The sequence below is a fragment of the Anabaena sp. CCY 9402-a genome (assembly GCF_963920945.1).
In the GTDB taxonomy this organism is placed as follows: Bacteria; Cyanobacteriota; Cyanobacteriia; order Cyanobacteriales; family Nostocaceae; genus Trichormus; species Trichormus minutissimus.
Genome location: NZ_CAWUDL010000035.1, coordinates 18,013 through 44,336 on the forward strand (window position 1 = coordinate 18,013; position 26,324 = coordinate 44,336).

The window sequence follows — 26,324 nt, forward strand, 5'->3', positions numbered from 1 at the left end:
AATAGCAAAATATCAATGATTAATCACATCTGATAGATATTATATTGTTGTTGCCAAATGAAGAATATTGTATAGAATTGCTTACGCTTAATTTTATTAAGAGGAATTACGGTAAATGGGGCGTATCTTTATTTCAGCAGCCCACGGAGGCCAAGAAGCGGGAGGGATAGATCCAGGTTCGATCGCTGGCGGGACTACAGAAGCGAAGGAAATGATTTTGCTGCGCGATTTGATTGTAACAGAACTGCGATCGCGGAGTTTTGAAGTGTTATCTGTTCCTGATGATCTCAGTGCTGCGGGTACTATTGCCTGGATTAATTCTCGCGGTCGTCGTGGTGATGTGGCTCTAGAAATCCATGCTGATGCTGCTAGTAGTCCGGTTGTAAGGGGAGCTAGTGTTTTTCACATTGCCAGTAATAATGAGCGCAAGAATAACGGCGAACTACTGCTAGTGGGACTGTTGCGCCGTGTTCCTCAACTGCCAAACCGAGGTGTAAAACCAGATACCGAGAGTGGTTTAGGGAGTTTAGCCTTTTGTCGGCAAATTGCGATCGCCTCTTTATTGCTACAAGTAGGGTTTATCAGCAATCCAGAGGATCGGGCTTTGCTGCAAAATCGCCGCCGAGATTTCGCTTTGGGCATTGCCGATGGTTTAGCATCTTGGAGTCGTGTTATTGACCCCACCCCAGGCACTCCCCCAGATCCCAATTATCCCCCAATCAACATCAACATTAACGGGCAAACCTACGCAGAGCAAGGAGTTTTAGTCAATGGTAATGCTTATATTCCCATTGATTTAGTAGATCGGCTGCGAATTGACTTGTCAAAATCACCCAATGTCAATCGGATTACCTATCGCAAAGTGGTGTATCTCAAAGCTGTAGAATTGCGCGATTTTAATATTGCTGTTGGTTGGGATGCAACTACTCGTACTGTCACTTTGCGCTCAAATTTGGTGATTTGCCCTGGTCAATTTGACAGAATTATGGCGAATGGCAACACTTCAGAAGTTGAGATGCAACTCTTCTTAAGAAACAACAATGAAAATGCCCTCAATAAGTTTCCTGACATACCAAAACTCTATCGAGAAGAAGGAGCTTCAGAAGGAGTTAATTATGACATTGCCTTCTGTCAGATGTGCCTAGAAACAGGATTTCTGCGCTTTGGCGGAGACTTAAGACCTGAGCAAAATAACTTTGCGGGTTTAGGATCTATTGGTGGTGGTGCTGAAGCCGCCTCTTTTCCTAGTGCCAGAATTGGAGTCAGGGCGCACATTCAACATCTCAAAGCCTACGCCAGCCTAGAACCTCTAGTGAATGAGGTTGTCGATCCTCGATTTCGTTTTGTTACACGTGGCGTAGCCCCACTCATTGAACAACTCTCAGGACGCTGGTCAGCAGATTTAGAGTACGGTACAAAAATTACCGCCATGCTCAAACGCCTATATGATTCAGCTGGATTTCTGAATGCTAATAGAGTTTAGAAATTGGGCAGTGAGTGAGTAAAGGAGTGAAGGATAATAACTAATGACTTACTACTAAGCACTCACTACTCACTACTCACTACTCACTACTCACTACTCAGCACTCAGCACTCACCATTCATAGCGCATCTATAAACTGCTTTACCTTGTCTTGGATAGTCGCATCTGCGATTTGCTCTGCTAATTGCTGGGCATTTTGATAACAAACTCGCGCTAAACTTTTACGTTTTGTTTTGGCGTACAGGCTACCCATGTTGAGCAAAGTAGCAATTTCACCGACAGAATCACCCTGTTGTTGATAAATCTCCACAGCTTGCCTGTAGAATTTTAGGGCTTTGCGGTGAATATCTAGGTGGTTGTAGATATAACCGATGTTGTTGAGGGTATTCGCCTCGCCAGAGCGATCGCCCATAGTACGACGTGATAAAAGCACTTGATGATAAAGCAATAATGCTTGTTTGGGTTGTCCTATATCTATATAAATAGAAGCAATATTGTTTAAGGTAATCGCTTCACCAACAGCATTTTTCGTAGCCTTTTGAATTGGTAGTGCTGCTTGTAGAAATTCTAGAGCTTTTTCATGATCGCCTAAAATACTGTAAGCAAATCCAATGCCATTGAGGGTTGTCGCTTCACCAGAAAAGTCTCCCAGTAATCGACGCATTGCTAAAATTTGATTTTGTAGTAATAAAGCCCGTTTGGGTTCACCTAATCTGATATAAATCAGTGCTACATCATTGAGAGTAGAAACTTCCCCAAGGGTGTCTTGCACTTCTCGAAAAATTTGTGCGGCTTTCTCTAGATACTCCAACGCCTGGGAAAGTTTTCCTATCCGACTATAAGTAGAGCCTACATTACTGAGTGCTGTTGCTTCTGCTTGCAAGTTACCAAGCTCAACTGCAACTGCTAAAGCCTGCTTGAAAGCATCTAGTGCTTGTTGCATCTGACAACAACCCAAATAAGCTAAACCAATGTCATTTAATGTATGCCCTTCTCTGGCTCGATCGGAAATGGCTCTGGCTAAATGTAAATTTTCCTTGACTAAATCGAGATATTCTGGAAATTTTCCCTGCTTATAGTAGCCATTGGCTGTATCACGACGTTCTTCCCACTCTTTGGCTTGATTGCAAGATTGCGTCATTTGACCTCAGTTGCACTGCAAATAAATTGGCGGGTTATTCTTGGACTTCTAGCGAGAGCAAGTAGCCCAAGTTAAGTTTAGGTTAACCTTTATTTTCTACCTTTAGGTACAAGACGTAAAGAAATAGGTGTGGTAGATTTAACCCGCTATCAGCAGTATTAGTTAAGCTGTCTTAAAAAATCGAATGATTTCGCGGACATGATCCAAAAATTGCCCATCGGTGGAAAGTTGCGCGATCGCATTGCGTGCTTCCCTGGCTAATCTTTCATGTTCGGTTTGATTGGTAGCACGTAATTCCTCTAAGTTAGCAGCTATTCTGGCTAAGTCTTTGCGGGTTTCATCAGCAAAGCGTTGTTGAGTAGCTGGTAAGGAATAAGGTTGTTCTGGGTTGAGTTGATCTTCTAAAACTTGGACTTTTTGCTCAAATTCGTAGAAGCGATTGCGGAGTTCGACAATATCTTCACGGGGATATTTCCACTCTTGGCTAATCATCGTCAGCCTGGCGTATAAATATTCATAAGCGCGGATAGCTGGACGCAAGATAGTTAATAACAAAGCCGCACCAGAACTGATATAACCTACAGCACTAATACCCGTGGCGGCGAGGGTATAAAGACCAATAGCTGAAACTAAGTGTAAAGCTAAAGCAGCCCAGAGCGATCGCTTGGCTAAAATTTTGACATACTTAACTTGTCTTTCGTCTACAGGTATTTCTTTTTCAACTGACTGTGCGGCTTCCGCTAAAACTTGCTTGGCTTGAAAATGGATATTCCAGGGGACAGTGACAATCACCAACAACCACCAAAAACTTGCACCCCCAATTACCCAGTCGAGGAAATTACCGGCTGGGACATGAAACCATTGCAGCACGCCAAAACCTAGCAGCACTACAGCCACAATCCCGACAATCGAACTAATAAAAAAATTGAAATACATATATAGCCCTGATCTTGGTAAAACTATCACCTCAATCATGGCTAGACTATGGCATTTCTACGGAAAACTTTGTGATGCTTTTTCTAGCTGCATACATTATCTACGGGATGAGATAGCTACGCCAAACTGTTTGGGTGTCTTGACTACTCTTACTTGGTGACAGCAATCGCCAAGTTTTACCTTCTTGTTGAATCTGTAAGTAAACTTCAAACGGTTGTTGCAGTTTTGTCAACTGTCTCTTGGGTAGCTGAAAAATTAAGTCGTAGTTTCCCAACACTCGGAAAGCAGGTAAATTTTCAATCGTCAAAGGTTGTTCCTGGCGAATTTTCAGGTGTTTAATTTCAAACCTTTGGAACTTGAGATCCAACTGCTGATTGAGTTGCTCTTGGGTTTGTTCTAGCTGGAGTGCGATCGCTTTCTCCACTAACTCACTAGTTGGTAACAATCCAATATTGCCACAACCCACTAATAGCATCAGCAAAACCACCGTTACAACGAACCGCACCATGTTAATTCTTATATAGTTTCAGCGATAGTATAGCGGGAGATACCTAAAACTCCCTCATATATTATGTCATCACAAACTATTGGTCTTAATCAAGAACTTTACACCTACCTACTGGCTAATTCTGTGCGAGAACCGGAAATTCTCCAAAAATTACGCCAAGAAACAGCTAATCATCCCCACTCTGTCATGCAGATTTCTCCAGAACAGGGACAATTTATGAGCCTGCTAGTGCAGTTAATGAGCGCAAAAAAAACCTTAGAAATAGGCGTATTTACTGGCTATAGTTCCCTTTCTGTCGCCTTATCGTTACCTAGTGATGGTCAGTTAATTGCTTGTGATCTCAGTGAGGAATTTACAGCCATTGCCAAGCGTTATTGGCAAGCAGCAGGAGTTGCGGATAAAATTGACTTGCGATTAGCACCAGCAGTAGAAACTTTAGATACCCTATTAGCAGAAGGACAAGCAGCAACTTTTGATTTTGCTTTTATTGACGCAGATAAAGAAAATTACCTCAATTATTACGAACGTGTTTTGCAATTAATCCGTCCTGGTGGATTGATCGCCATTGACAACGTTTTATGGTCTGGAAGAGTTGCCGATCCGCAAATCCAAAACCCTAGTACGCAAGCTATCCGTAACTTAAATCAAAAGTTGCATGATGATGAACGAGTCACAATTTCTCTTGTGCCAATAGGAGATGGCCTAACTTTAGCACTCAAGCGCAGTTAATAGCGATGTAAATATCAAGTAGATGAGGCAAAAAGCGGTGTGAAGATTCCTCCCGCTTTATTGCCGTAACACAACGGCAATGTGAGGATTTGAGCGTTATAGACAGTAGAAATTAGCCGTCACACAATACCATTCTGCGTTGCATTACTCGTTGCTTTAAAGCAACCTACAATTTAAGGTTTATTTTATAAATAATCTCTAACTACAAACTTGTTCAATAATATCTGCCAGATGTGCAATTTCACTCTAAATCTATAACTAAAGTCAGATATTTAGTCTCTCCCAATGACAGTATTTTTATAAGGCTTCAGTATTGCCAAAATATCATTGCGTCTTGTTGCGTGATGGTGTTCCGCCCAGCGTAGCTGATGACCGACCGTCGGTCGGAGACCATCGCCAATTTATGCAAATTTATATTTCTCAGACTTATTGTTAAAAATTTTCAGATGCAAGTAATTTAAAATGAATTAGTGTAGGAACAAAATTTAATGTTGAGATTATTCCCCAGAATCCAAAATAAACTATTAAGAAATTTCATAAAATTTCCTTTAATAAAATATCATGCTGATCTTGCTTATCAAGCAGATATAAAAGAACATCTTCCCTATTTACCGATTCTTTCAAGCCATGATTTAAATATAGTAACAGCAATAAAAACTCAAGGAATAGCAATTACATCTTTAGATGAATTAGGTATTCCATCTAATCCCCAAATTCTCCAATCAGCACAAAAATTATTACCAAATATTAAATCTAATATTGCTGTCCAAAAAAATGGATTTGTGGTTCATGCTAATGCCGAACAAATGATTGAATATCCAGAAATATTCTTGTGGGGATTAGAACAAAGATTGTTAAATATTATTGAAAATTATCTTGGGTTACCAGTAGCCTATCATGGTGCATATTTTCGTAGGGATATTGCTAATCAGTTAGAAACAGGATCAAGACTTTGGCATATAGATACAGAAGACCGACAAGTTATAAAAATAATACTTTATATCAATAATGTGGATGAAGAGACAGGGCCATTTCAATACCTGCCTCAACCTTTAACAACAGAAGTGGCTAAATCTTTAAATTACACATCTGGCTATCTTACAGATAAAACCATGCAAAAGGTGATATCTCCAAAACAATATCAATCATGTGTAGGGGCTGCTGGTACAGTAATTTTTGCAGCCACTGGCAGTATTTTTCATCGCGGTAAGCCACCAAGCAATTCAGATAGATTTGCCATTTTCTTTGATTACACTTCTCATAGAAAAAAATATTTATACTATAATACTTCGCCTTTAACTAATGAGTTTTTAGTCAAATATTATAACCATCTTTCAGAGCAACAAAAAAAATATATTTATTGGCAATAAAAAGGGCATTGGGCATTAGGAAAAATTCTCCCTTGTCCCCAATCCCCATTTCCCAGGAGTTATTTAATTAATTTTGACTTTTGACTTGATTTGTCCCCAATCCCCTCATTCACTCATCACAGAGGCGCAGGCTTGCGCTGCCTGCCAGAGTTTCTGTACAAATAGTTCTGTGCGTGAAGCAAAGCTGTCGCCATTAGGCGAATCGCTGATTACGGTCACAAACACACCGTCTGCATCTTCAGAACCATCTGATAACCAAGAACCCCGCAGGGTAATTTCCACATACTCAGCATCACCAGTTGACACATCAATAATTTCACTGTCAGCAAATCTGGATTCAGCCTTGAGTGCTTCAATTCCTGGCAAATCCGCAGGTAGCAAAAAGGAAGCAGTGCTGGGTTCAACGCATAAAGCTTGACCAACCCGTAGTGCTAAAATTACTCGTTTTTGTACCCATTCTTCTAGCGATAAGGCAAGATATTCCAAATAAAAACTGCTTTCGGTGTAAGTTAATTTCAGCATTCCTTATGCTCTCCTGCTATTCCAGGTTTGCTTGCACATCTATCCAAAATTCTGTGGCACTTTCTCGCCAAGTTTCACTAAATCCAAAGGCTACAGCCGGGTGAATTGGTGGTTTTGGTTTAGTCCGCAACTGCATACCCACCTCAACCGGAGTGCGATCGCCTTTTCGAGAGTTACACCTTTCACAAGCTGCAACCACGTTATCCCAAGTGTGAGAACCACCCCTAGAACGGGGAATCACATGGTCTAGTGTTAAACGCTTATTGCTACCGCAATATTGGCAACTGTGATGGTCTCTACGCATAACCTCCCGCCGATTCACAGGGGGAATTTTCCATGTCCGTTCAATCGCAGCAATTTTTAGGCGAATATATTTTGGGACATAAACTATCAAGCTGGGTGAGTGAACTCGCCACCCACCTTCTGTAGAACCAAGCAAAGGTTCGGCTTTATTGGTAATTAACAGCACAATAGCCCGTTTAATATTAACCCGGCACAGTGGTAAGTAGTTTTGCGAAAAAACCACCACGAATTGCTCTAATCTTGGCATCGCGTTAGCGTAGCTTATCGAAGATGTCGCCACAGCTTCACTCCTTAATAAAAAACCCCCGCTTCTGATTTAGGTGAGGCGGGGGTAAAAATTTGACCATCATTTTGTTTGGTCTTACCTTGGTACAGCATTTCTCCGTCTGTACCTCCCGCTTGTTACATCTAGTTGTGGTTTGGCATTCAGCCCATCCATGCTGAAATATCTAAAATCATGATTTTCCTCTGTGATTTGCTCATGCTTGTGGCTACCATCGCCCATAAATAAATACTCCACGCCCACAGCACCTGATTCCCAACTAATGCGATAGTTAGTTGCGCTCCAGAAAGTAGAGATGGGGTAAATGGTTTTCACAGAAAATTTCACCTATTGAACATTCCTTTAAACATACTACACTTGTATTACTATCCTGTCCATACTTTAAAGGAGAAAAAGTCATGCACACAATTACTCGCACCCCAACTACCGATATGGAAGTTACTAGCATTCGCTTGGAGCGAGAACTCAAGGAGAAACTCAAAGAAATCGCAGGCAATCAGGGGTATCAAGCTCTCATCCGCGATATTCTCTGGAATTATGTCCAGCAAAAATCTGGCGAGTGGAAACCGCGATTTTCACGAGCCGATATTCGCGCTAGTATAGCCGCTACAGCTCAACAAGAAGAACGTTGTGTACTCACAGGTCAACTGATTCAACCCCAACAACCCATGTTATTAGGACTAACCAAAAACGGCGATATGGTTCCTCTCGCTGTCGAAAGTCTAGCCGGCTAGTCTGCTATGCAGGTGAATACAGCGTAGTTGCTGCTTGATAAGCTACTAAGCTGTATTCATCACTTTTTTATCAGAAAATTTCTATGTTTATTGCTTGACAAATAAATAATTTTAATTTAATTAAGTTAAACACTATAAGTAGAACGACTTGAAAAAACCAAACTATATTAAGTAATGTTAAAAAACTAGGATTGAGTTCGTAGTAAGGACTTTAGTCCTTTTTTGTTCGCGGAGCGTCCCGCAGGGAACGGAGAGAACGCAGAGAGAACTAAAGTTCTTACTACAAACCTTTAATTATTTACCCTGTTCTACTTAGTAATCTGCTTTAATTTTCCCACTTAATCTGAATAAACAAGGAATAGGGAATCAGCCTTTTTGAGTAGGGGAAGTTTTAAAAATTGGACACAACAAAAAACCCTTTCCCTCTCCTAACGCCCTATTCCTTCACTTCACCCAACAATTGTGGGTTGCTAAATTCCTAAGTAAGATTTTTTACAAGCTATTTTACTTAAAAATTTGCGTCGCAACAGTAGTAATGCGGTGAGTACATATGAAGTTCTGGATTGAAATCCAGAGATATCACGGTTTATGTATAGTTCCCAACAAGGTATCTTAAGGCAAAAGTTATTGATGGATACTAGACCATCTACTTAAACATAAGTTAGATTAAGTATTCTCGAAAGTTTTGAGTCTTTCAATGATCATGTATAAATTTCCTTAATATACTGATAATTTGCTCATCTGCAAAATAAAGGGGCTATAACAGAATGATAGAAAATCTTGAAGGAAGATTTGCCATCCATCCGGTATAGCCACACAAATAACGGTGAATAATATGCCAAAAAGTTGGGTGCAAGCACAATGGGGTCATTATTCAAGAACAAATCAGGAATGAAAAAGCATTTACTAGTGTCACTACAACGCCCCGATGACCCAGAGAGACTCAAACCATACCCAGTCAAACTGATGCAGCATCAGGAAGAAACAGCCCACAAGTTGGCACAAAAGATTAATCACATCATTGCTAGCAGTCCATCGACAGCATTGATGCTGCCAGAAATTGCCAAATGGATAGGAATGTCCACCAATGTAGATTGTTGCTGCTTAGTTACGGTGACGAGTGAGGACTCAACCGAAGCAACGACGGCTAGTTGGTGTTCGGATGAATATCTAGGAATGCCCCAGCCAGACGAACTATTCTCTGTTGAACAGTTAGTGCTGCAATGTGCTAATGAACCCTTTACGATTGAGGATATTGCCACAATTCGTAATAGTTTAGCGATTGGGTGTCAACAGTTACCATTACCTATCAAAGCGGTGTTAGCAATTCCTACCCGCTTTGGCGGCAAAAATAATGGTGTAATAAATCTGATACAATTCCAATCCTATGATTGGGGGAATTCAGAAAAACAAATTCTCAACACGATCGCCTCATCCTGTGCGATCGCTTTTTCCCAAGTCACCCAAGCACAGTTAATTTCCACCCAGCAGCAATATCTACAAAAAAGTAATCAGCATCAAAGCCTGATCAAGCAATTAACTATACTTAGTCGGAGTAACTTGGAGTTAAATCAAATGCTCCAACTAGCCATAGCATCTACTGCTGAATCTTTACAAGCAGACAGGGGTTTATTAATCCTCCTCAGATATACAGATCCATTATTTAGAACTCGCACTAAAAAACAAATTCCCCAAGCTAGAGCCGACGTAATTGGTGAATGGTGTAGGGATAATCCCAGTCAAACAGCGTCTTTAAATCAATCTTTTGCTCTAGCAGATTGTGCTTTGTGTCAGCGAGCTTTTCTGGAGGGGGGAAACCCAGTTATCATCAATGACTACACAGACGACCTACAGGACACTGCAACCGTTGCGCCATTATTTGCAATTACAGAATTGCCAGCCGTGTTGTTAATGCCATTAGAAAATCAAGGTAGAATCTTAGGTTTTATAGTGCTACAACAAGCAGTAGCTCGTGAGTGGCAACTAGCAGAATTAAATCTGGTAGAAATGGTCTGCGCTCAAGTCAGCAATGCCATTATTCAGTCAAAAACACTACGACAAGTCCAGACTTTAGTCGATGAGCGCACCGCCAAACTGCAAACCAGCCTGGAACTACAGGCCAAACTGCATGAAAGAACACGGCAATATGTAGACCAATTGCGGGAATTGAGTCGGCTCAAAGATGAGTTTATGAGCAACATCAGCGATCGCCTGCGTTACCCTCTGACGAATATGATGTTGTCTATCAAGAACTTGCGTCTACCAGGGATCACAGCCGAACGCCAAGACAGATACTTAGAAATTCTCGAAAAAGAATGTTCTAAAGAAATCAACTTAATTAATGACTTGCTCACTCTGCAAAAACTAGAGACGCAGCAAGAACCACCACGCTATGAAAATATTCATGTCAACACGAAAATCCAAGAACTCAGCACTTCTTTGACTGCAAAACTGGTAGAGAAAGGCTTAAGTATAAATTTAAATATACCAGAGCGACCGTTAAAACTCCAAACCGAACTGGAGAGTTTTGACAGAATTCTGCATGAGTTATTAAATAATGCGTATACATACTCAGAGCGGGATACTATTATTCACCTGCACGCCAGTCACCAAGTTAATCAGTTAGTAGATCAAGTTATGATCAAAGTGACTAACACAGGACGTGGCATCTCCCAAGAAGAGGCGACCTATATCTTTGATAGGTTTCGTCGCGGTAGAGGCGGTCGTTGGACACCCGGTACTGGCTTAGGACTCGCTTTAGTGAAATCCTTAGTGCAGCATTTAAATGGAGCGATCGCAGTTGAGAGTACGCCCATACCTGATTCTCAACTCAGCGAAATCTGTTTCACCCTGACTCTGCCCCAATTTTCTGACGAGAACACACCATATTCTGAAAGTGACTAACCAACAAACAAGCACAGAGGACTTTGAACTCGATCCCCATCTTGATCGTGACTTGGGTTTGGTTGCGGATACAGCTAACTTACCCCCAGTAGAAGTCCAAATCGCCAAAGTCGCCGAGCGACAACGACAAATTACGGCTAAAGTTCAAATTCCCCATCCAGTAGAACGAGTCTGGAACGTATTAACAGATTATGAAGCCTTGACTGATTTCATTCCCAACCTAGCCAAAAGCAGTCTCTTAGAGCATCCTGATGGTGGGATTCGACTCGAACAAATCGGCTCTCAGCGTTTACTCAATTTCAACTTTTGCGCCCGTGTAGTTCTAGACTTGGAAGAATCTTTCCCTAGAGAAATCAACTTCCAAATGGTAGAGGGAGATTTTAAAGGCTTTTCTGGTTATTGGTGTTTAGAGCCTTATGTCCTTGATCAACTAATCGGCACTAATCTCTGCTACAGCATTGAAATTTGGCCAAAATTGACTATGCCGATCACAATTATTGAACGTCGCCTCAGCAATGATCTCAAATCCAATTTGCTGGCGATTTACCAGCGAGTCAATTACCTAGCAAATCAAAAGTAACTATAAAGATTAAGTTCCTACAGAAATCTATCTGTAGGAACTAATTCTTAAATATAGATGAGACTTTTCAATCTCTTTTAATTTAATCAGTACCCCCAGGGGAATTCGAATCCCCGTTACCTCCGTGAAAGGGAGGTGTCCTAGGCCTCTAGACGATGGGGGCATCAACCTCAGACCTTTTATAAACTAACGGATTTTCCCGATGATGTCAATAGATTTGGCAAAAAAAATTTTTAAGTTCGTCGTAAGGACTTTAGTCCTTCTTTTCTTAGCAATTTAGCCTACCCTGTTAGACACTTAACCCAAAGTACACAGTGAACATCTTCCAAAAGGCAAATTATTCACATCTATCAACAGGTGTATTTTTTTTAGTGTTTAATACTCAGAAAGTTATGCTGATTGTTGGCAATTTGCCATACTCACTCGCCAATATAGCGAAAAATAGAGTATTGTGAAAAACTACGTATGAAAAAAACTCTGAAGTTCACAAAAAATCAATGGTCTAATGTTGTACCCTGTAAAGGTAATCTTCATTATTCTTTACAAAAGATTTTGAAATACATCGCTCAAAATCCATAGCATGGAAGCATCTTTTGAAGTCACCCTCCAGATGGTGATCACTGTCGTTGCAGGTATTAGCGCCCAAGTGTTGGCTGCATATTTTCGTGTACCCAGCATCGTCTTATTACTATTCGTGGGTATTTTCCTCGGTTCTGATGGAATTGGGCTATTACATCCCCAGTTACTCGGCACAGGACTGGAAGTAATTGTGGCCTTAGCAACGGCAATTATTCTATTTGAAGGTGGACTAAACCTAGATTTGCGAGAGTTGGGTAGAGTTTCTTTAAGCCTACAACTGCTTGTCACCTTGGGGACACTGGTAACGTTGATTGGTGGGAGCATGGCGGCTCATTGGTTGGGTGAGTTTCCTTGGAATATAGCTTTTCTTTACGCTTCTATTGTCGTGGTGACAGGGCCAACAGTGGTTGGCCCCTTACTCAAACAAATCAACGTAGACCGACAAGTAGCAACACTGCTCGAAGGGGAAGGAGTATTAATCGATCCAGTTGGCGCAATTCTCGCCTTTGTGGTGCTGGACACCATCGTTAATGGTGACGGTGATCCTATCAATGCCATCGTCGGGTTAGTCATGCGCCTTGGTGTTGGTGCGGCGATCGGTGCTGTAGGCGGTTATGTGATGAGCTTGATTTTCAAACGCGCCAATTTTTTGTCATTTGAGTTGAAAAACCTCGTGGTTTTGGCGGTGCTATGGGGTTTGTTTACCCTAGCGCAGATGATTCGCACCGAATCAGGGGTAATGACTACAGTAGTCGCTGGGGCAGTATTTGCTAACTCCTCTGTACCAGAGGAACGCCTCTTGCGCAGCTTTAAAGGTCAACTAACCATTTTAAGTGTTTCTGTACTTTTTATTCTGCTAGCGGCTGATTTATCTATTGCCAGTGTGTTTGCTTTAGGTTGGGGCAGTTTATTTACTGTTTTGGTGTTGATGTTTGTTGTTCGCCCCATTAATATCCTGTTGTGTACTGGGAACAGTGACTTAAATTGGCGACAGAAATTATTTTTAAGCTGGGTTGCGCCTAGAGGTATTGTTTCCGCTTCGGTCGCTTCCTTGTTTGCGATTTTGTTGACCAAACATGGAATCAATGGTGGTGATGCAATTAAAGCTTTGGTCTTCCTGACAATTATCATGACAGTGGTTTGTCAAGGATTGACGGCTGGCTGGGTTGCTAGATGCCTACAAATCACCTCTCAAGACGCTAAAGGTGCGGTAATTGTCGGTTGTAATCCCTTAAGTCTATTAATTGCCCGTTTCTTTCAAGAACGGGGGGAAAATGTTGTACTCATCGATACTGAACCAGAATTTTTAGCTCAAGCTGAAGCTCAAAATATCAGGGTAATTGCTAGTAGTGCGCTGGATGCTGAGGTGTTGGAAGAAGCAGGACTAGCTTCGATGGGGACTTTCTTAGCGATGACGAATAATGGTGAGGTGAATTTTGTTTTGGCGCAACGAGCCGCCGAGGAATTTAATCCTCCAAGGGTTTTAGCTGTTTTTCCCCGTGACCCCCAAGCTAATAATTCCGCTAACAATAAAGTTAACCAAGCTTTTGTCTCGGATTTGGCAATTAAAACTTGGAATGAGTATCTCAATAATGGGCGAGTGAAGTTAGGGACAACTACACTCAATAAAGCGGAATTTGCTACCCAAAAGGAACGTATCCAAGAAAAAATTCGGACTGGAGTTTTAGTCCCGTTGTTGGTAGAAAGAGAAGCACGTCTCCAGATTACGCCAGCTAACCAAGAGTGGGAAGTAGGCGATCGCATTATCTACCTATTGCATGACCCCAGACCGAACCTGTTAAAACGCTTATCTGGTGCTAGTCAGTCTACGCCTCTAGTTCTAGAAAAGTTACCGGAGTTGGAAGAACTACCTTTAACAAAATTGGCTCAACTTTCTGCTAGTGATGCACCTGCAAGTTGAATTTTCTCCTCGGCTTGTTCTGCATACATTTGCTGTTCTTGCCACAATAAAGCTGCCAAATGCACCACAGCTAAAATAATTGCCCCTAGAGAAATTATGTAGCTGTGCAGGGTGTATAAATGTTCAACAGTAATGCTGCTAATTGCTCCACCACCTGTAAGAATATCTCGCAGTTGTGAACCAATCACAGGAATAGCTTGGATATTGCCTAGTTCAATGTTAAACCGCCAGTAACCTTCTTGAGTCCAATCGAGGATCATGGCTGTCCAATCTAGCGCGATCGCACTCAAGGTAAATAAAATCCCACTTACCCAAGCAAATAGCCAACTCCGGCGAAATTGCCGTCCTAAAAACATGATGACAATCTGCACCAGAGCGATCGCAATCATGGCATTACCGGCAATATCATGCGCTCTATGGAACAGCCAACCATAGGAAACCTCTGTATCAATCATTCTCAAAGAGTTATAAGCCCCGCCGGCTGTCGGTTCGTAATAAAAAGACAACAAAATGCCAGTAGAGACATAAATCAGGCATAGAGAAAGAATTACGACCGATAATATCGTTGCGATTCGCCGCAAAATCCTATCAAACTGGGTGCTTTGCATAGCTCACCCCTCCTAATTATTGGATTAATGATATATTTTTATTACAATTCTAACTAAGATTTATTAAAAATAATAACTAAAGATCAATTTCTCTCTGTACCTCTGTGCCTCTGTGGTAGAAGCCCTATGCTACCGTCACCTGTATTTTTCAGAAGAAATAGCAAAACAGGCAACATTTCCTGATGTGGTAGCTATGGTAATATATCTCGGCTTGCCGATATTCATCACCACAGCTTGAGTTTTCTTTCAGAAGTGCAACTACTGACTAATCTTTTGTTTTGAGCAAATAGACTTATGCTCTTAGACTGATGCGATCGCCCTGACTAGTAACTACCCTATGCTTAAGCTGAAATGGTGCGGGATGGTGCAACGCATAACAATGGAAATTTCTGAGTGAGCATTTCATTAACCAGCTCATCAGCCAGTGCAACCAAGAAAACGCGTGATAGCTTAAAAAATTAAAGAGTGGAAAAAGTTTCCATGATCGTGTTTTGCGCGTCAACATGGACAGCTATGATTTTTCCAAGGGACGCATTTATTACAATCAAGATAAAATTTCTTTGCTAGTCAACTGCAACCGAGCCGAGTGAACGATTAACAGCTATGTCTTACGTCTCCCTGATAAAAAATATACCAGAATTTCTCAGCCAACCAACTGGGATAGCAGCAATAGCCTCTGTCGGCATTCACGGTGCTATTGCATTGATTGTGCCATTGATGCCTGTAGATTCTAACCAACCGAAAGAATCATCTACACAAAAAACAGTTGGAGTCTTAGAACTCAGCCAAGCTGACCAAAGTCGGCTACCACAGACACCAGAGATGAACTCAGTTGCACTACAACCACAAGTGCCTTTACTACAAAATCAATTTCCTCAACAACCGCAACTGAGCAATCCACCTAATCTGGATACCCAGACAACAGTCTTAGCTCCTTTGCCACCACCTGTCAATACACCGCTATCAATGCCACCGCTTGCGACAATTCCTGAAAATTATTATCGCACACCCTCTTTTCCACAACGTCAGGCTTTGCGGGTATCTCCCAAGAGAAATTTCCAATTTGATAATTCTACCTTCAATCCGGCTAATAATAAATTCGCTCGCGTCACACCTCCTAGTTTTGATAACAAGGAGATAGTTCCAGAAGCCTCAAAACCTCTATCTGTAGACAAATTGCCAGAATTGAGTGCAGCGACACTACCAAACGATTTGCCTGCGACTCAACCTGTTACGCCACCTGCTATTACTACACCCAATAACAATCAAGCCAATACACAACTTGGTGGTAATGCAGCTAAACTCACTCCCATTACTGAGACTCCCAAAGTAGGAGATAATTTAGCCCTTGCCAATCCAAGCATACCCAAATCAGAGCAAGGAAATACCCCCAATCTGAATAATTTGCCTTCAAAGCAAGCTGAAATTGGTGAAATTGCTCAGGTAAACTCATACGAAAATTTGAGAAAAGCACTTCAGCAGCAATACCCCAACTCGCAGGAAAAAGCAGTTATTCGGAGCATTATCCCTACAGAGAAACCAGGTCTTGACAGTACACTATTAGGTGTCTTAGTGGTAGACCCCGAAGGTAAAGTGTTAGATATCAAGTTTCAAGACAGGTCAGTTTCTCCTGAACTAGAACTGAAAGCAAGGCAATATTTTAATCGAAACAAGCCTAAAGCTGATCAGCAAATCAGCCGTTATCCATTTAGCTTGCGTTTTCAACATGGCAGCAGTGTTACAGATGAAACGAGTCAAGAAAAAGCTCCGGCTGTAGTTATTCCCAATTCAGGTAATAATCCGGGTGTCAATAATAGTCAACCTACACCTAAACCCGAAGCTACATCAAAGCCTTTACCACAACTACAAATCAACAAAAATCAACCTGCATCGAATGCAATCATAAAACCACCTTCTGAGCAGACTGTAAACAAAGATGATTTATCATCCTCGCTAGAATCTGGTCAAGACCTGATACAGAAGTTGCAAAATTTGCGTGAGGCTAGACAGCAAAAGCAAAACTCTAATCCTTCAAAGCCATAAAATTAGCTAATTGATTCATCAAACTTAAGAATCTCGGTGTCGCAGAGAAACCGAGGTTCTCTAAGTATTGGAATGTTCACCAACCTTTTTCGGCTTTTTGGAAGACGTAAGCAGCCACCTCTAGAATTTCTTGCTCACTTAACTTCTTTTTGAAGGCAGGCATAGCATTTTTACCATTTTCTACTTGATGGATAATTGCCTGTATGGAGTCAGTATTATAATTGTCTAGATACTTTGACAGTGCTTCTTTTTGTAAAGTTTTGTGGGAAATCAGAATATTACCGCCACCTATATGACAAGCAGCGCAGTTATTCTGAAAAATTTTAGCACCTGAAGATATTTCTGCTGCTAGAACTGGATTAGTAAATGTAAGTTTAAGTATAGCGATCGCCACGAATAAAATTAATAAGACTATTTTCAAAATATTTTCCTCAGAACCAAGCTTTGGCAATTGCAACGCTTTGATTGCTCAACCGTCCCACCCACAAAGGGATGGGGTTTTACGCATCACGTCTCATAAAATTTGTGGTGACTAGTCATATTACCCTCTAACTAAGGGGGAATATGACTAGTCACCACTATTAATTTATAGTATTGCTCTTGGCTAATTTAGCTGTGGAGCATGGAAAATCATTTGGTCTAGCCTTCGACAATGATTTTACCGACCATACCAGCACCCCGATGAGGTTCGCAGTAGAAGGTGTATTCCCCAGCAGGAGCATCTGCGGCGAAGGTAGTTGTTTCTTTTTGGCCAGGACTCATCATCAACTGTTTATGAGACAGTGCTTTAGCTAAATCAGCACTTTTAGCAGGGTTGAGGCCAGAATCAAAAACAACGTTGTGGGGAGGTACTTTGTTGTTTAACCATTCAATAGTATCGCCTGGTTTAATTGTCAACTTTGCTGGCTCAAATGCCAACATTCCTTTATCAGTACCCAGTTTAACTGTATATGTTTCAGCCGCAGCACTAGGCGTGAAGATGGCGACACTGCTCACAACTAAAACAAGTGTCAATACAGCCAGACTAAAGCGTCTCCAGCTTGCCGCAATTAATTTCATAGCGTTCTCCTAGATAAAGAGTTTTCATTTTCCTGATCTCATTTTAAATAAAATCAAGACCAAATATGACAAGTTGTCGTAGATAGAAGTTTTTTTTTGAAGAAAAGCCAGAAATCAATAGTAAAAACTTAACTAAGAGCTATATTTTTATATTTTTTCAAAATACTGTTGAGCCTTGTATGTATAGCAAAAATTCCGAGTTCTGGATTCTGAGTTTTGGGTAAACTAGGAAATAATGATGAGAAATCAAATACGATCACTCAATAAGATTCCTGGTCTTATTACTCAAAACTCAGAACTCAAAACCGGCTAAACGCCGCGCTACCGCTAACAGCGAGAAGTTGCAAAGAGGGTCTCCCTCTCTTACGAGACGCTTACGCGAACCGGGCAAACTTCGGTGACTCAAAACCGGCTAAACGCCGCGCTACCGCTAACAGCACTGAATTTAGTAGTAGATTTTACCACCACCCCATTTGTCGCCCAGAATCTTGGGCTGTAGAAGGATATGACCTGCGATCGCTTTCAGGTCATCGTCGGTCAGATTTCGCATTTCTGTGAAAATATCTGCGCTCTTGATGCTGGGGTGTAATTCGGAAATTTCCTCTTCCCCGTCGTAGGTGGTGGGATTTTTCATGTAATCTACCAAACCTTCAACGTTGTCACGCTTAGGTGTTGCTAAAGCCAGTGCTTCTGGTTCAAGCCCTACGTTCTGGTTGGTCTTAGTTACACCACCGACATGACATTGCGCACAAGCGTACTGAAATAACCGTTTACCTTCTTTGACTTGTTTTAAACTCAGTGTGACGTTATCACCCTGAGCATTTAATTTCACTGTTCTGGTAGCTTCGTCTAGTTCCACTGCTGTTGCGCTACCGATAACCAACTGAAACGTCAGTAAAATAGTAGCGGCAACAACGCCAATAAGTCTTCTAAACATGTTTCCCCTTAAAGATTTTGACGCTCAACACAGCTAAAAAAGTGATACTCAATCTCTAGGATTAGCACAGAAAAACCTTTGGCTACAGTCACACTGTAGTCTACTGATATCTCTGCGATCGCTAGGTTTGCAAAACCCATAATGTGTGTTAGCTAACAGATAGAGATTAAGTCGCTGTAATACCAATATCATGTTCAGAGTGCAATTTGTTGCCCAAAATCTGGAATGGGGGATCAGGGAGTGCTGTTAGCGGTAACTCGGCGTTTAGCCGGTGTTGTTAGCGGTAGCGCGGCGTTTAGCCGGTGCTGAGTGCTGATGAGAGAATACTTGCTCAACTCCTATTCATCCCTTACCACCGGTGAAGGTGGCACTTTGGATGAAGTAACGGTTAAAAAAGGCGTAAATACATAAGGCTGGTAGGGTAAAGACCATAGAGGCGGCCATGATGTAGTTCCAATAGCTGATGTACTGTCCTTTGAAGGTGTTTAAACCTAGGGGGAGAGTAAACATTTCTGGGTCGAATAAGATGACTACTGGCAGTAAAAAATTATTCCAACTACCCATAAACACAAAAACCGCCTGTGCTGCTAAGGCTGGTTGGGCTAGAGGTAAAATAATATGCCGGAAAATCCCAAAGGTGTTTAAGCCATCGAGTTGTCCGGCTTCTTCTAGCTCTTTAGGAAAATTAACAAAAAACTGCCGCATCATAAATATAAAAGTAGCGTTGACCATACTAGGCACAATCATGCCTTGATAAGAATTGAGCCAACCTATCGCTTTCAATATCAAAAATGTGGGAATTAGAGTAATTTGTGCGGGTACAGCTAGGACTGCCAAAATCAAGAAGAACCAGAAATTTCTCCCTGTGAAGCGTAGTCTAGCTAAGGCATAACCAGCCATAGAATTAAACAGTAAGTTTAACCCCGTGACGCTGACAGCAATTAATACACTGTTGAACAACCAGCGTAAAAATAGAGGTTCTTGTAAGAATATTTGCTTGTAGTTGTCAAAGGTAAAATCTTTGGGAAAAAAATTAAGTTCCCCGCCAATAATCTCAGAAAGGGGCTTAAATGATGCTGACAAAGCCCACAGAAAGGGAATTAAGGTAATAACTGCATAGATAGAGAGGACTATATATAACAGTCCCTTGAGCCAGGAAAAGCTAGAGATATTTCTCACCTTCTTTCTCCTCCAAACAGTCGCCGTTGTACCAGTGTCACGGCAATGATCACTACTGCTAATAAAAAGGCGATCGCAGCAGCATATCCCATCTGTAAATAGCGAAACACAGTTTGATAAATCAGCAGCACAACAGTCAGGGTGGCATTATTTGGCCCACCAGTCCCACCAGAGAAAATATAAGACTGATCAAATAATTGAAAAGTCCCAATTATGCCTATTGCTACCACAAAGAAAGTCACAGGTTGCAGTAAGGGAATAGTAATGTAAATAAATTTTTGCCACCCATTAGCCCCATCAATTTCTGCTGCTTCATAAACTTTTTGAGGAATATCTTGCAATGCTGCCAAATATATGACCATATAAAATGGTGCAGTTGACCAAATATTCATAATCATGATGCCTTTAAGAGCAACAGATGGATCACCCAACCAATTGTAAGTAGGTAGTCCTATAAAGGCGAGAAAATTATTTAGTAATCCATCAGTGTTATAAATCCACATAAAGATGAGGGTTAGCACCGCCGAAGATGTAACGGTAGGCAAAAAGTAGAGAATACGCCACCAATTTTGAGCATGAATCCCAGAATTTAAGGTTACGGCTAAAACCAATGCCAAGATAGTTTGGCTGGGTACAACAATTGCGACATATTCGGCTGTATTTTTCAGCGCAATTCCAACTCTGGTATCTGTAAATAGTCGCTGGAAATTACGAAATCCAATAAACTCATAATCAATACCGCCTAAAAGTTGCACTTTGTGCAGGGAAAGAAACACAGCGTAGAGAATAGGCAGTAATACGAAAGTTCCTAAAACCAGAATGGTAGGCATCATGAACATATACCCTGCGATGGTGTCTTGGATGTTCCATCTGCGGCTTCTTCTGTACCTGCGTTCTAGAAACACAATTAAACCTCCATCTCAACTGCTATTCAGTCGATTGTAGCGATGAAGAATACGAAATACTTGTGGCCTATGGCGAAGAATACTCCTGGTAGTCTCGATAGCCTTACTCCAGTTAATCTAGATGATCCTTTTGCTAATGCTGCTACATATGGTTCAGCTATCAAGACAGACTTCAATAATATACAAGTTGGTGATATTTTCTGTTTTAACTGGGATCTTACACTCGCATTTGATGAAGAACGCAGAACTTTTGACGCTGACAAAGCTTTTGTGACTATTAATGGTGCAATTACTCTTGTTTGTTGACAGATTACTATCTAGCACCATTGATAATCCATCTACTATTCTCTGCATCCCATAACAGAGAGAAGCGCACAGGATTAGATGATTGATTACCAGCTTTCATGAAATATGTCAACCGAGTAGTAACTGTAGCTGTTTCTGTATTCGCTTCTACTAAATTGACGTTCTCAACATTAACGCTTTGTACCTGTCCTCCCCACCACTCCACGTAAGATAGATAGCCTTTGGGGTGCAGCTTGCTATTTTGAAAGCTGGGAGATAGCATATTCCAGGCAGTTTTATACTCACCCTGATTGATAGTTGCATAATAATTCTCAATTGCTTGTTCTGGTGAGGGTCTTTCAACTACTGGAGTTTGAGATGATGTATTCTCTTCTGGTTCTGATGTAGTGGGTTCAACAGGTGGTAAATTTTTGGTGACAGGAGGATTTACCTGTGGTGCAGTATTTTGAGTTGTTTGCTGATTTGTGGCTGTTTCAGGTACTTGAGGGGTAGGTGTCGGTTCTACATTTTGGCTGGTGTTGCTGTTGGTTGTAGATTCATTAGAAGATGTTGTTGACTGTGCTACTGGTTGATTTGGTCTAGTCAAGGCGAAACCAATTAAGACAGATGCACCAACTAAACCCCCAGCAATTAAACTACCAAGTACAACTCCCCGATTACTATTGCTCTGATTTACAGGTTGAGACGATGGGGACGATGCTGGACTGACGGCGACAGTATTGGATAATGTTGCAGCAGGTGGAACTGTAGCTATTTGTGGTTGTTGATAAGGAACGGTTGGGGGAGTTTGTGGTTGTTGATAAGGAACAGTTGGAGGGAAGGTGGCTGCACCTAATTGCAAGGCTTCTAACATTTCCCTAGCGGTGGCGAAGCGTTCTCTGGGGTGGTAGGCGATCGCGCGATCAATCACACCTGCTAATGTAGGACTGACACTCAAGGCGTGTGTGCGCCAGATAATTTCCCCACTCCTGGGATCTGTCTCTAATTCCTGTGGCTGTTTCCCCGTCAGCAAATAAATTGTTGTCATCCCCAAACTATATATATCACTGGAATACATCGGTCTACCTGCGGCTTGTTCACTGGGCATATAGCCTGGTGTCCCAATCACAATCGAACTGGTAGGATCACCTTGGGAATTAACTACTGTTCCCATAGATTCCCTTACTGCACCAAAGTCAATCAGTACAGGTTTGCCATCCCGATGACGCAGAATAATATTATCTGGTTTAATATCGCGATGAATGATCCGCTTAGAATGGACGTACTCTAAAACGGGTAATAGATTTACGAGAATGTCTTTAACCGCGCTTTCGCTGAATATGCCTTGTTGACGAAATTTGGCTGTGAGTGTATCCCCTTGCACCCACTCTTGGATCACATAAAATTGCCCATCCGATTGAAAATAAGCATATAAAGTGGGAATTTGATCTGTATAACTCCCCAAGTCTTCTAAAATGGCCGCTTCCCGTTGAAAACGCTCTTGTACTAGTTGGTAAATCTGGGGATTATGGTGAATAGGTTTAAGCTGTTTCACTACGCAGCGACGGCTAGATGGCATTTGGGTATCTTCTGCCAAGAATGTTTCCCCAAATCCACCACTACCCAAAGTTTGAACTACTCGATAGCGATTGTCTAGCAGCGTTTCCATAAGTCGGTGTCAGTCAGGACGAGGGTGTTTATGGTGTACTTTAACTCATTTAGTCTAGTTAACTATACTAATAATTCATGCGAATTGATGTAACTGCGTATTTTGTATTTCTAATTTTACTGTTGATGCGATCGCTAATTAAATCAGTGGATAGATTCATTCATGGGGATACCCCAAACCCCATACCCTTCTTACAGCCTTTCTGTTTTATCAATCAGCCATAATGGAGATGATGTTTCTCTCTTTAAAAAGAAACGGAGAGATTGAGATATGTTTCTGCCTGATGTTGTGGAATAAGAAACTTGAGCATCTACAGTTGCTGTGTCGTTACTTAATTCTTGACTAGTCAGTTGTTGAATCTCTGCATATTTGACTTGTTGCCACCAATCTCTAAATGAATTGAAACCAGTAGTATTTTGATTTTCTTTTGATAGATAATTCCAGGCAGCTTCATATTCACGTCGATTTATATGTCCGTAAAAATCTTGGATAACTTTCTCTGGTGATGGTCTTGTTGCAGGAATTACTGTAACTTGAAAAACTTGCCCATTACGTTCTACTTCAATTGACAAAGGATTGCCGATTGTGCTATTTGCTATTAATTTTAGTGCTTCTTCATCTGTAGCAACAATTTGATTATCAATATTGCGAATTACATCACCTACACGCAATCCCCCAATAGAAGCTGGATATCCCGGAACGACTGTAAATACTAAAACTCCATTATTTAATGTAATCGGAACGCCTAAACGACTGCTGAAATTTTCTCGATTTTCTGGTGTCAGTGTCACCATTTGAAAACCCAAATAAGGTTTCTCCGTTGATGTTGTTGTTGATGTTCGTGTAGGTGTCTGCGGTTCAGCCGTAGGGGTTTCACTAGGTAGGCTGGAGATAGGAGTTGAAATTGTTGATTGTTCAGTAGGTACAGGCGTAGACTCATCTACTATTTGCTGTTGTTGGTTATTGTTGTTGGCGAAACTAATAATCGCCACCGCAGCAATCAAACCACCAGTAATTAAACTCCCCACCAAAATTCTTTGTTTACCATTACTTTGATTTGCAGGTTGAGGAGAAACGCCTGGACTCACAGAAATCGTCTGTTCAGGTATGCTTTGGGGTATTCCTACTGTCGGGGGAAAGGTAGCTGCACCGAATTGCAAGGCTTGTAACATTTCTCTGGCGGTAGCGAAGCGTTCTCTGGGGTGGTAGGCGATCGCGCGATCGATTACACTTGCTAATGTAGGACTGACACTCAAGGCGTGTGTGCGCCAGATAATTTCCCCATTCCTGGGGTCTGTCTCTAATTCATGCGGCTGTTTCCCCGTCAGCAAATAAATTGCTGTCATCCCCAAACTATATATATCACTGGAATACATTGGTCTACCTGCGGCTTGTTCACTCGGCATATAGCCTGGTGTCCCAATCACAATCGAACTGGTAGGTAACCCTTGTGAATTGAATACTGTTCCCATTGATTCCCGTACTGCACCAAAGTCAATCAGTATAGGTTTGCTATCCCGATGGCGCAGAATAATATTGTCTGGTTTAATATCACGGTGAATGATCCGTTTAGAATGGACGTACTCTAAGACGGGTAATAGATTCACGAGAATGTCTTTAACTGCGCTTTCACTAAATACACCTTGTTGGCGAAATTTAGCTGTGAGTGTATCACCTTGCACCCACTCTTGGATTACATAAAATTGCCCATCCGATTGAAAATAAGCATATAGGGCAGGTATTTGGTCATTATAGCTGCCTAAATCTTCTAAAATGGCCGCTTCTCGTTGAAAACGCTCTTGTACTAGTTGGTAAATTTGCGGATTATTGTGTATCGGTTTAAGCTGTTTCACCACGCAGCGACGGCTAGATGGCATTTGGGTATCTTCTGCCAAGAATGTTTCCCCAAATCCACCACTACCCAAAGTTTGAACTACTCGATAGCGATTCTCTAGTAGCGTTTCCATAAGTTGCTAGACACAGAGTTAATAATTTTTTGTTTTAAAAATTGCCAGCTAAAAAGGCTGATGAGCAAAACCCATCAGGGATAATCAGATTGACGTGATTACTTTTAACTACATACGCACTAGGGCTTATTTCTTAAAATATCTTAAATTATTACGGTCTTGATATCTAGCAATATAAGCTGTATTGTTCTGCTCTAATCTTGAGAGTAGGTTTCCCGGAAATTCTTTTGGTGAGTATAAAGGACGATACCAAGATTGGTTGTTAAAGTAATTCTGGATTCCAGGATTGTTAAAACGGCGACCGTGAACGGCAAAAATTGTATTTCGCATAATATCTAGCTCAAAGCCAGTTTTACCAGCTAAATCTGCATCGGTGACAGCTCTTTCGGAAAGCCAAAAATAATTGTTAGTAGTTGCTACGTCTGGCTGTTCTGATGGTGGTCTTTCGATATCTGGAGGTAGTTGAGATTGAGCATTTTCTGGGATGGGTGATGCTGCTACAGGTGTTGTAACAGGAGTAGGAGTTGCAATAACTTGGGGTGTGACTGAAGACGTGATATTTTGGTTAGCTGATGGTTGCGGTGATTTTGTTAATACCTGGCCAATAATCACAGAACCACCTATTAACCCGCCTGCAATCAAACCGCCAATCAAAATTGCATTCTGATTATTACCTGAAGTTGGCGGCTGATTAGTAGTGGGAATTGTGTTAGGCGTTGGTGTGGTGGCTAATGGTTGTGTAACGGGGATGTCTGCTAAGGGTCTTGTTACTGCTTGCGTCGGTGGTATGGAATTGGCTAAACCTTGCAAAGCCTCTAGCATGGCTTTTGCTGTGGGGAAGCGATCGCGGGGATGGTAGGCGATCGCACGATCAATTACACTGGCTAGAACAGGACTAATATTCTGTGCGTAATTACGCCAAATAATTTCGCCTGTTTGTGAGTCTGTCTCTAATTGTTGTGGCTGCATCCCCGTCAACAAATAAATCACGGTCAGCCCTAAACTATATAAATCACTAGAATACACTGGTCTACCTGCGGCTTGTTCACTGGGCATATACCCAGGCGTACCAATGACAATCGAACTGGTAGGTAACCCTTGTGAATTTACCACTGTCCCCATTGATTCCCGCACTGCACCAAAGTCAATCAGTACAGGTTTTCCATCTCGATGACGCACCATGATATTATCTGGCTTAATATCACGGTGGACAATTTGCTGAGAGTGGACGTAATCCAGAATAGGTAAGACATTCAGCAATATTTCCCGGACTGTATTCTCACTCAATAAACCTTGCTGTTGAACTTTGGCTGTGAGTGTATCCCCTTCAACCCACTCCTGCACTAAATAAAATTGCCCATCCGCAACGAAATAAGCATATAAGGACGGTATTTGGTCAGTTTTCCCGCCCAGTTCTTCTAAAATTGCCGCTTCTCGTTGAAATCGTTCTTGAACTAACTGATAAATCTGGGGATTATTTTGAATTGGTCTAAGTTGTTTCACCACACACCGCCGCTTAGATGGCATATAACTATCTTCTGCAAGATAGGTTTCACCAAAACCACCAGCCCCCAATGTGCGAATCACTTGATAGCGATCGTTTAACATTTGTATAGTCATATTTTATTTTATTTCAACATAATTCGTAACTGGTAATTAAGATGATATAGTTCCCAAGC

The 26,324-nt window shown here is 41.5% G+C and carries 26 protein-coding genes and 1 tRNA gene; 10 read left to right on the top strand and 17 right to left on the bottom strand.

Going from position 1 to position 26,324, the window contains the following annotated elements; translation table 11 throughout:
• Positions 1 to 115 precede the first annotated feature (115 nt).
• On the top strand, positions 116 to 1,483 hold the full coding sequence (locus tag ACM0OR_RS14555; RefSeq protein ID WP_323268334.1) for an N-acetylmuramoyl-L-alanine amidase: 1,368 nt from the start codon (positions 116 to 118) through the stop codon (positions 1,481 to 1,483).
• Positions 1,484 to 1,601: 118 nt separating this feature from the next.
• On the opposite strand, the gene ACM0OR_RS14560 is transcribed toward ACM0OR_RS14555, so the two are convergent.
• The 3 genes from ACM0OR_RS14560 to ACM0OR_RS14570 form a co-directional block, all read right to left on the bottom strand.
• Positions 1,602 to 2,624, bottom strand: coding sequence for a tetratricopeptide repeat protein (locus ACM0OR_RS14560; RefSeq protein WP_323268333.1), 1,023 nt, complete (start codon positions 2,622 to 2,624; stop codon positions 1,602 to 1,604).
• Positions 2,625 to 2,786: 162 nt separating this feature from the next.
• A complete protein-coding gene (locus ACM0OR_RS14565; protein WP_414576971.1) occupies positions 2,787 to 3,560 on the bottom strand; it encodes a hypothetical protein in 774 nt (257 codons plus the stop codon).
• Between the two features lie 100 nt (positions 3,561 to 3,660).
• Entirely contained in the window at positions 3,661 to 4,068 is a 408-nt protein-coding gene (locus ACM0OR_RS14570; protein WP_414576973.1) for a hypothetical protein, read from the bottom strand.
• Between the two features lie 63 nt (positions 4,069 to 4,131).
• On the opposite strand from ACM0OR_RS14570, the gene ACM0OR_RS14575 reads away from it, so the two are divergent.
• Both ACM0OR_RS14575 and ACM0OR_RS14580 read left to right on the top strand, forming a co-directional pair.
• A complete protein-coding gene (locus ACM0OR_RS14575) occupies positions 4,132 to 4,797 on the top strand; it encodes a class I SAM-dependent methyltransferase (protein WP_414576975.1) in 666 nt (221 codons plus the stop codon).
• A 488-nt stretch (positions 4,798 to 5,285) separates the two neighbouring features.
• The gene (locus tag ACM0OR_RS14580; protein WP_414576976.1) at positions 5,286 to 6,167 is read left to right on the top strand and encodes a 2OG-Fe(II) oxygenase; all 882 of its coding nucleotides are present in this window, start codon (positions 5,286 to 5,288) and stop codon (positions 6,165 to 6,167) included.
• A gap of 105 nt (positions 6,168 to 6,272) precedes the next feature.
• On the opposite strand, the gene ACM0OR_RS14585 is transcribed toward ACM0OR_RS14580, so the two are convergent.
• From ACM0OR_RS14585 to ACM0OR_RS14595, 3 genes are all read right to left on the bottom strand, one after another.
• Positions 6,273 to 6,689 (bottom strand): alr0857 family protein, encoded by a 417-nt coding sequence (locus ACM0OR_RS14585; protein WP_323268329.1) that lies wholly within the window; start codon positions 6,687 to 6,689, stop codon positions 6,273 to 6,275.
• Positions 6,690 to 6,705: 16 nt separating this feature from the next.
• Positions 6,706 to 7,239 carry an HNH endonuclease gene (locus ACM0OR_RS14590; RefSeq protein WP_414577020.1) on the bottom strand — a complete coding sequence of 178 codons (534 nt, stop codon included), beginning with the start codon at positions 7,237 to 7,239 and terminating at the stop codon, positions 6,706 to 6,708.
• 114 nt (positions 7,240 to 7,353) lie between these two features.
• Positions 7,354 to 7,602 (bottom strand): hypothetical protein, encoded by a 249-nt coding sequence (locus ACM0OR_RS14595; protein ID WP_414576978.1) that lies wholly within the window; start codon positions 7,600 to 7,602, stop codon positions 7,354 to 7,356.
• A 71-nt stretch (positions 7,603 to 7,673) separates the two neighbouring features.
• Here ACM0OR_RS14595 and ACM0OR_RS14600 point away from each other — a divergent pair, with 71 nt between their 5' ends.
• The 3 genes from ACM0OR_RS14600 (at position 7,674) to ACM0OR_RS14610 (ending at position 11,493) form a co-directional block, all read left to right on the top strand.
• Positions 7,674 to 8,009 (top strand): ribbon-helix-helix domain-containing protein, encoded by a 336-nt coding sequence (locus tag ACM0OR_RS14600; protein WP_190706692.1) that lies wholly within the window; start codon positions 7,674 to 7,676, stop codon positions 8,007 to 8,009.
• A gap of 891 nt (positions 8,010 to 8,900) precedes the next feature.
• The gene (locus ACM0OR_RS14605; RefSeq protein ID WP_414576981.1) at positions 8,901 to 10,913 is read left to right on the top strand and encodes a GAF domain-containing protein; all 2,013 of its coding nucleotides are present in this window, start codon (positions 8,901 to 8,903) and stop codon (positions 10,911 to 10,913) included.
• Positions 10,906 to 11,493 (top strand): SRPBCC family protein, encoded by a 588-nt coding sequence (locus ACM0OR_RS14610; protein WP_414576983.1) that lies wholly within the window; start codon positions 10,906 to 10,908, stop codon positions 11,491 to 11,493. Before ACM0OR_RS14605 ends, ACM0OR_RS14610 begins: the two co-directional genes overlap by 8 nt.
• A 90-nt stretch (positions 11,494 to 11,583) precedes the next feature.
• Here ACM0OR_RS14610 and ACM0OR_RS14615 read toward each other — a convergent pair.
• Positions 11,584 to 11,656 (bottom strand) — tRNA-Glu (locus tag ACM0OR_RS14615).
• Positions 11,657 to 12,073: 417 nt separating this feature from the next.
• Between ACM0OR_RS14615 and ACM0OR_RS14620 the strand changes: the two genes are divergently transcribed.
• Positions 12,074 to 13,993 carry a cation:proton antiporter gene (locus ACM0OR_RS14620; RefSeq protein ID WP_414576985.1) on the top strand — a complete coding sequence of 640 codons (1,920 nt, stop codon included), beginning with the start codon at positions 12,074 to 12,076 and terminating at the stop codon, positions 13,991 to 13,993.
• Here ACM0OR_RS14620 and ACM0OR_RS14625 read toward each other — a convergent pair.
• Positions 13,960 to 14,601 carry a cytochrome b N-terminal domain-containing protein gene (locus tag ACM0OR_RS14625; protein WP_414576986.1) on the bottom strand — a complete coding sequence of 214 codons (642 nt, stop codon included), beginning with the start codon at positions 14,599 to 14,601 and terminating at the stop codon, positions 13,960 to 13,962. The genes ACM0OR_RS14620 and ACM0OR_RS14625 overlap by 34 nt on opposite strands.
• Positions 14,602 to 14,713: 112 nt before the next feature.
• Here ACM0OR_RS14625 and ACM0OR_RS14630 point away from each other — a divergent pair, with 112 nt between their 5' ends.
• Positions 14,714 to 14,839 carry a hypothetical protein gene (locus ACM0OR_RS14630; protein WP_414576988.1) on the top strand — a complete coding sequence of 42 codons (126 nt, stop codon included), beginning with the start codon at positions 14,714 to 14,716 and terminating at the stop codon, positions 14,837 to 14,839.
• A gap of 365 nt (positions 14,840 to 15,204) precedes the next feature.
• Positions 15,205 to 16,644 (top strand): hypothetical protein, encoded by a 1,440-nt coding sequence (locus ACM0OR_RS14635; protein WP_414576990.1) that lies wholly within the window; start codon positions 15,205 to 15,207, stop codon positions 16,642 to 16,644.
• A 76-nt stretch (positions 16,645 to 16,720) separates the two neighbouring features.
• Here the strand turns inward: ACM0OR_RS14635 and petJ are convergent, their stop codons facing one another.
• The 6 genes from petJ to ACM0OR_RS14665 form a co-directional block, all read right to left on the bottom strand.
• Entirely contained in the window at positions 16,721 to 17,065 is a 345-nt protein-coding gene (gene petJ / locus ACM0OR_RS14640; protein WP_414576992.1) for a cytochrome c6 PetJ, read from the bottom strand.
• 218 nt (positions 17,066 to 17,283) lie between these two features.
• A complete protein-coding gene (gene petE / locus ACM0OR_RS14645) occupies positions 17,284 to 17,703 on the bottom strand; it encodes a plastocyanin (RefSeq protein WP_190706709.1) in 420 nt (139 codons plus the stop codon).
• Between the two features lie 445 nt (positions 17,704 to 18,148).
• Complete coding sequence (gene psbV, locus ACM0OR_RS14650; protein ID WP_190706710.1) at positions 18,149 to 18,640, bottom strand: photosystem II cytochrome c-550; 492 nt, start codon at positions 18,638 to 18,640, stop codon at positions 18,149 to 18,151.
• 8 nt (positions 18,641 to 18,648) lie between these two features.
• Positions 18,649 to 18,780 carry a hypothetical protein gene (locus ACM0OR_RS14655; RefSeq protein ID WP_277880662.1) on the bottom strand — a complete coding sequence of 44 codons (132 nt, stop codon included), beginning with the start codon at positions 18,778 to 18,780 and terminating at the stop codon, positions 18,649 to 18,651.
• 202 nt (positions 18,781 to 18,982) lie between these two features.
• On the bottom strand, positions 18,983 to 19,810 hold the full coding sequence (locus ACM0OR_RS14660; protein ID WP_414577022.1) for a carbohydrate ABC transporter permease: 828 nt from the start codon (positions 19,808 to 19,810) through the stop codon (positions 18,983 to 18,985).
• A gap of 5 nt (positions 19,811 to 19,815) precedes the next feature.
• A complete protein-coding gene (locus ACM0OR_RS14665) occupies positions 19,816 to 20,724 on the bottom strand; it encodes a carbohydrate ABC transporter permease (RefSeq protein ID WP_414576993.1) in 909 nt (302 codons plus the stop codon).
• 69 nt (positions 20,725 to 20,793) lie between these two features.
• Here ACM0OR_RS14665 and ACM0OR_RS14670 point away from each other — a divergent pair, with 69 nt between their 5' ends.
• A complete protein-coding gene (locus ACM0OR_RS14670) occupies positions 20,794 to 21,030 on the top strand; it encodes a hypothetical protein (protein ID WP_323268319.1) in 237 nt (78 codons plus the stop codon).
• 7 nt (positions 21,031 to 21,037) lie between these two features.
• Here ACM0OR_RS14670 and ACM0OR_RS14675 read toward each other — a convergent pair whose 3' ends face one another.
• The 3 genes from ACM0OR_RS14675 to ACM0OR_RS14685 all read right to left on the bottom strand — a co-directional run bounded on the left by ACM0OR_RS14675 (position 21,038) and on the right by ACM0OR_RS14685 (position 26,265).
• Positions 21,038 to 22,678 carry a protein kinase domain-containing protein gene (locus tag ACM0OR_RS14675; protein WP_323268318.1) on the bottom strand — a complete coding sequence of 547 codons (1,641 nt, stop codon included), beginning with the start codon at positions 22,676 to 22,678 and terminating at the stop codon, positions 21,038 to 21,040.
• 191 nt (positions 22,679 to 22,869) lie between these two features.
• On the bottom strand, positions 22,870 to 24,645 hold the full coding sequence (locus ACM0OR_RS14680; protein ID WP_414576996.1) for a protein kinase domain-containing protein: 1,776 nt from the start codon (positions 24,643 to 24,645) through the stop codon (positions 22,870 to 22,872).
• A gap of 126 nt (positions 24,646 to 24,771) precedes the next feature.
• Positions 24,772 to 26,265: a protein kinase domain-containing protein gene (locus tag ACM0OR_RS14685; RefSeq protein WP_414576997.1), complete on the bottom strand. Its 1,494-nt coding sequence runs from the start codon at positions 26,263 to 26,265 to the stop codon at positions 24,772 to 24,774.
• Positions 26,266 to 26,324 lie beyond the last annotated feature (59 nt).

Coding starts and splice junctions, on each gene's coding strand:
- ACM0OR_RS14605 (WP_414576981.1), top strand. CDS start 8,901: ATGAAAAAGCATTTACTAGTGTCACTACAACGCCCCGATGACCCAGAG.
- ACM0OR_RS14685 (WP_414576997.1), bottom strand. CDS start 26,265: ATGACTATACAAATGTTAAACGATCGCTATCAAGTGATTCGCACATTG.
- ACM0OR_RS14620 (WP_414576985.1), top strand. CDS start 12,074: ATGGAAGCATCTTTTGAAGTCACCCTCCAGATGGTGATCACTGTCGTT.
- ACM0OR_RS14560 (WP_323268333.1), bottom strand. CDS start 2,624: ATGACGCAATCTTGCAATCAAGCCAAAGAGTGGGAAGAACGTCGTGAT.
- ACM0OR_RS14635 (WP_414576990.1), top strand. CDS start 15,205: ATGTCTTACGTCTCCCTGATAAAAAATATACCAGAATTTCTCAGCCAA.
- ACM0OR_RS14580 (WP_414576976.1), top strand. CDS start 5,286: ATGTTGAGATTATTCCCCAGAATCCAAAATAAACTATTAAGAAATTTC.
- ACM0OR_RS14570 (WP_414576973.1), bottom strand. CDS start 4,068: ATGGTGCGGTTCGTTGTAACGGTGGTTTTGCTGATGCTATTAGTGGGT.
- petE (WP_190706709.1), bottom strand. CDS start 17,703: ATGAAATTAATTGCGGCAAGCTGGAGACGCTTTAGTCTGGCTGTATTG.
- ACM0OR_RS14600 (WP_190706692.1), top strand. CDS start 7,674: ATGCACACAATTACTCGCACCCCAACTACCGATATGGAAGTTACTAGC.
- ACM0OR_RS14655 (WP_277880662.1), bottom strand. CDS start 18,780: ATGGGTTTTGCAAACCTAGCGATCGCAGAGATATCAGTAGACTACAGT.
- ACM0OR_RS14675 (WP_323268318.1), bottom strand. CDS start 22,678: ATGGAAACGCTGCTAGACAATCGCTATCGAGTAGTTCAAACTTTGGGT.
- ACM0OR_RS14625 (WP_414576986.1), bottom strand. CDS start 14,601: ATGCAAAGCACCCAGTTTGATAGGATTTTGCGGCGAATCGCAACGATA.
- ACM0OR_RS14585 (WP_323268329.1), bottom strand. CDS start 6,689: ATGCTGAAATTAACTTACACCGAAAGCAGTTTTTATTTGGAATATCTT.
- psbV (WP_190706710.1), bottom strand. CDS start 18,640: ATGTTTAGAAGACTTATTGGCGTTGTTGCCGCTACTATTTTACTGACG.
- ACM0OR_RS14555 (WP_323268334.1), top strand. CDS start 116: ATGGGGCGTATCTTTATTTCAGCAGCCCACGGAGGCCAAGAAGCGGGA.
- ACM0OR_RS14590 (WP_414577020.1), bottom strand. CDS start 7,239: ATGCCAAGATTAGAGCAATTCGTGGTGGTTTTTTCGCAAAACTACTTA.
- ACM0OR_RS14670 (WP_323268319.1), top strand. CDS start 20,794: ATGGCGAAGAATACTCCTGGTAGTCTCGATAGCCTTACTCCAGTTAAT.
- ACM0OR_RS14565 (WP_414576971.1), bottom strand. CDS start 3,560: ATGTATTTCAATTTTTTTATTAGTTCGATTGTCGGGATTGTGGCTGTA.
- ACM0OR_RS14680 (WP_414576996.1), bottom strand. CDS start 24,645: ATGGAAACGCTACTAGAGAATCGCTATCGAGTAGTTCAAACTTTGGGT.
- ACM0OR_RS14575 (WP_414576975.1), top strand. CDS start 4,132: ATGTCATCACAAACTATTGGTCTTAATCAAGAACTTTACACCTACCTA.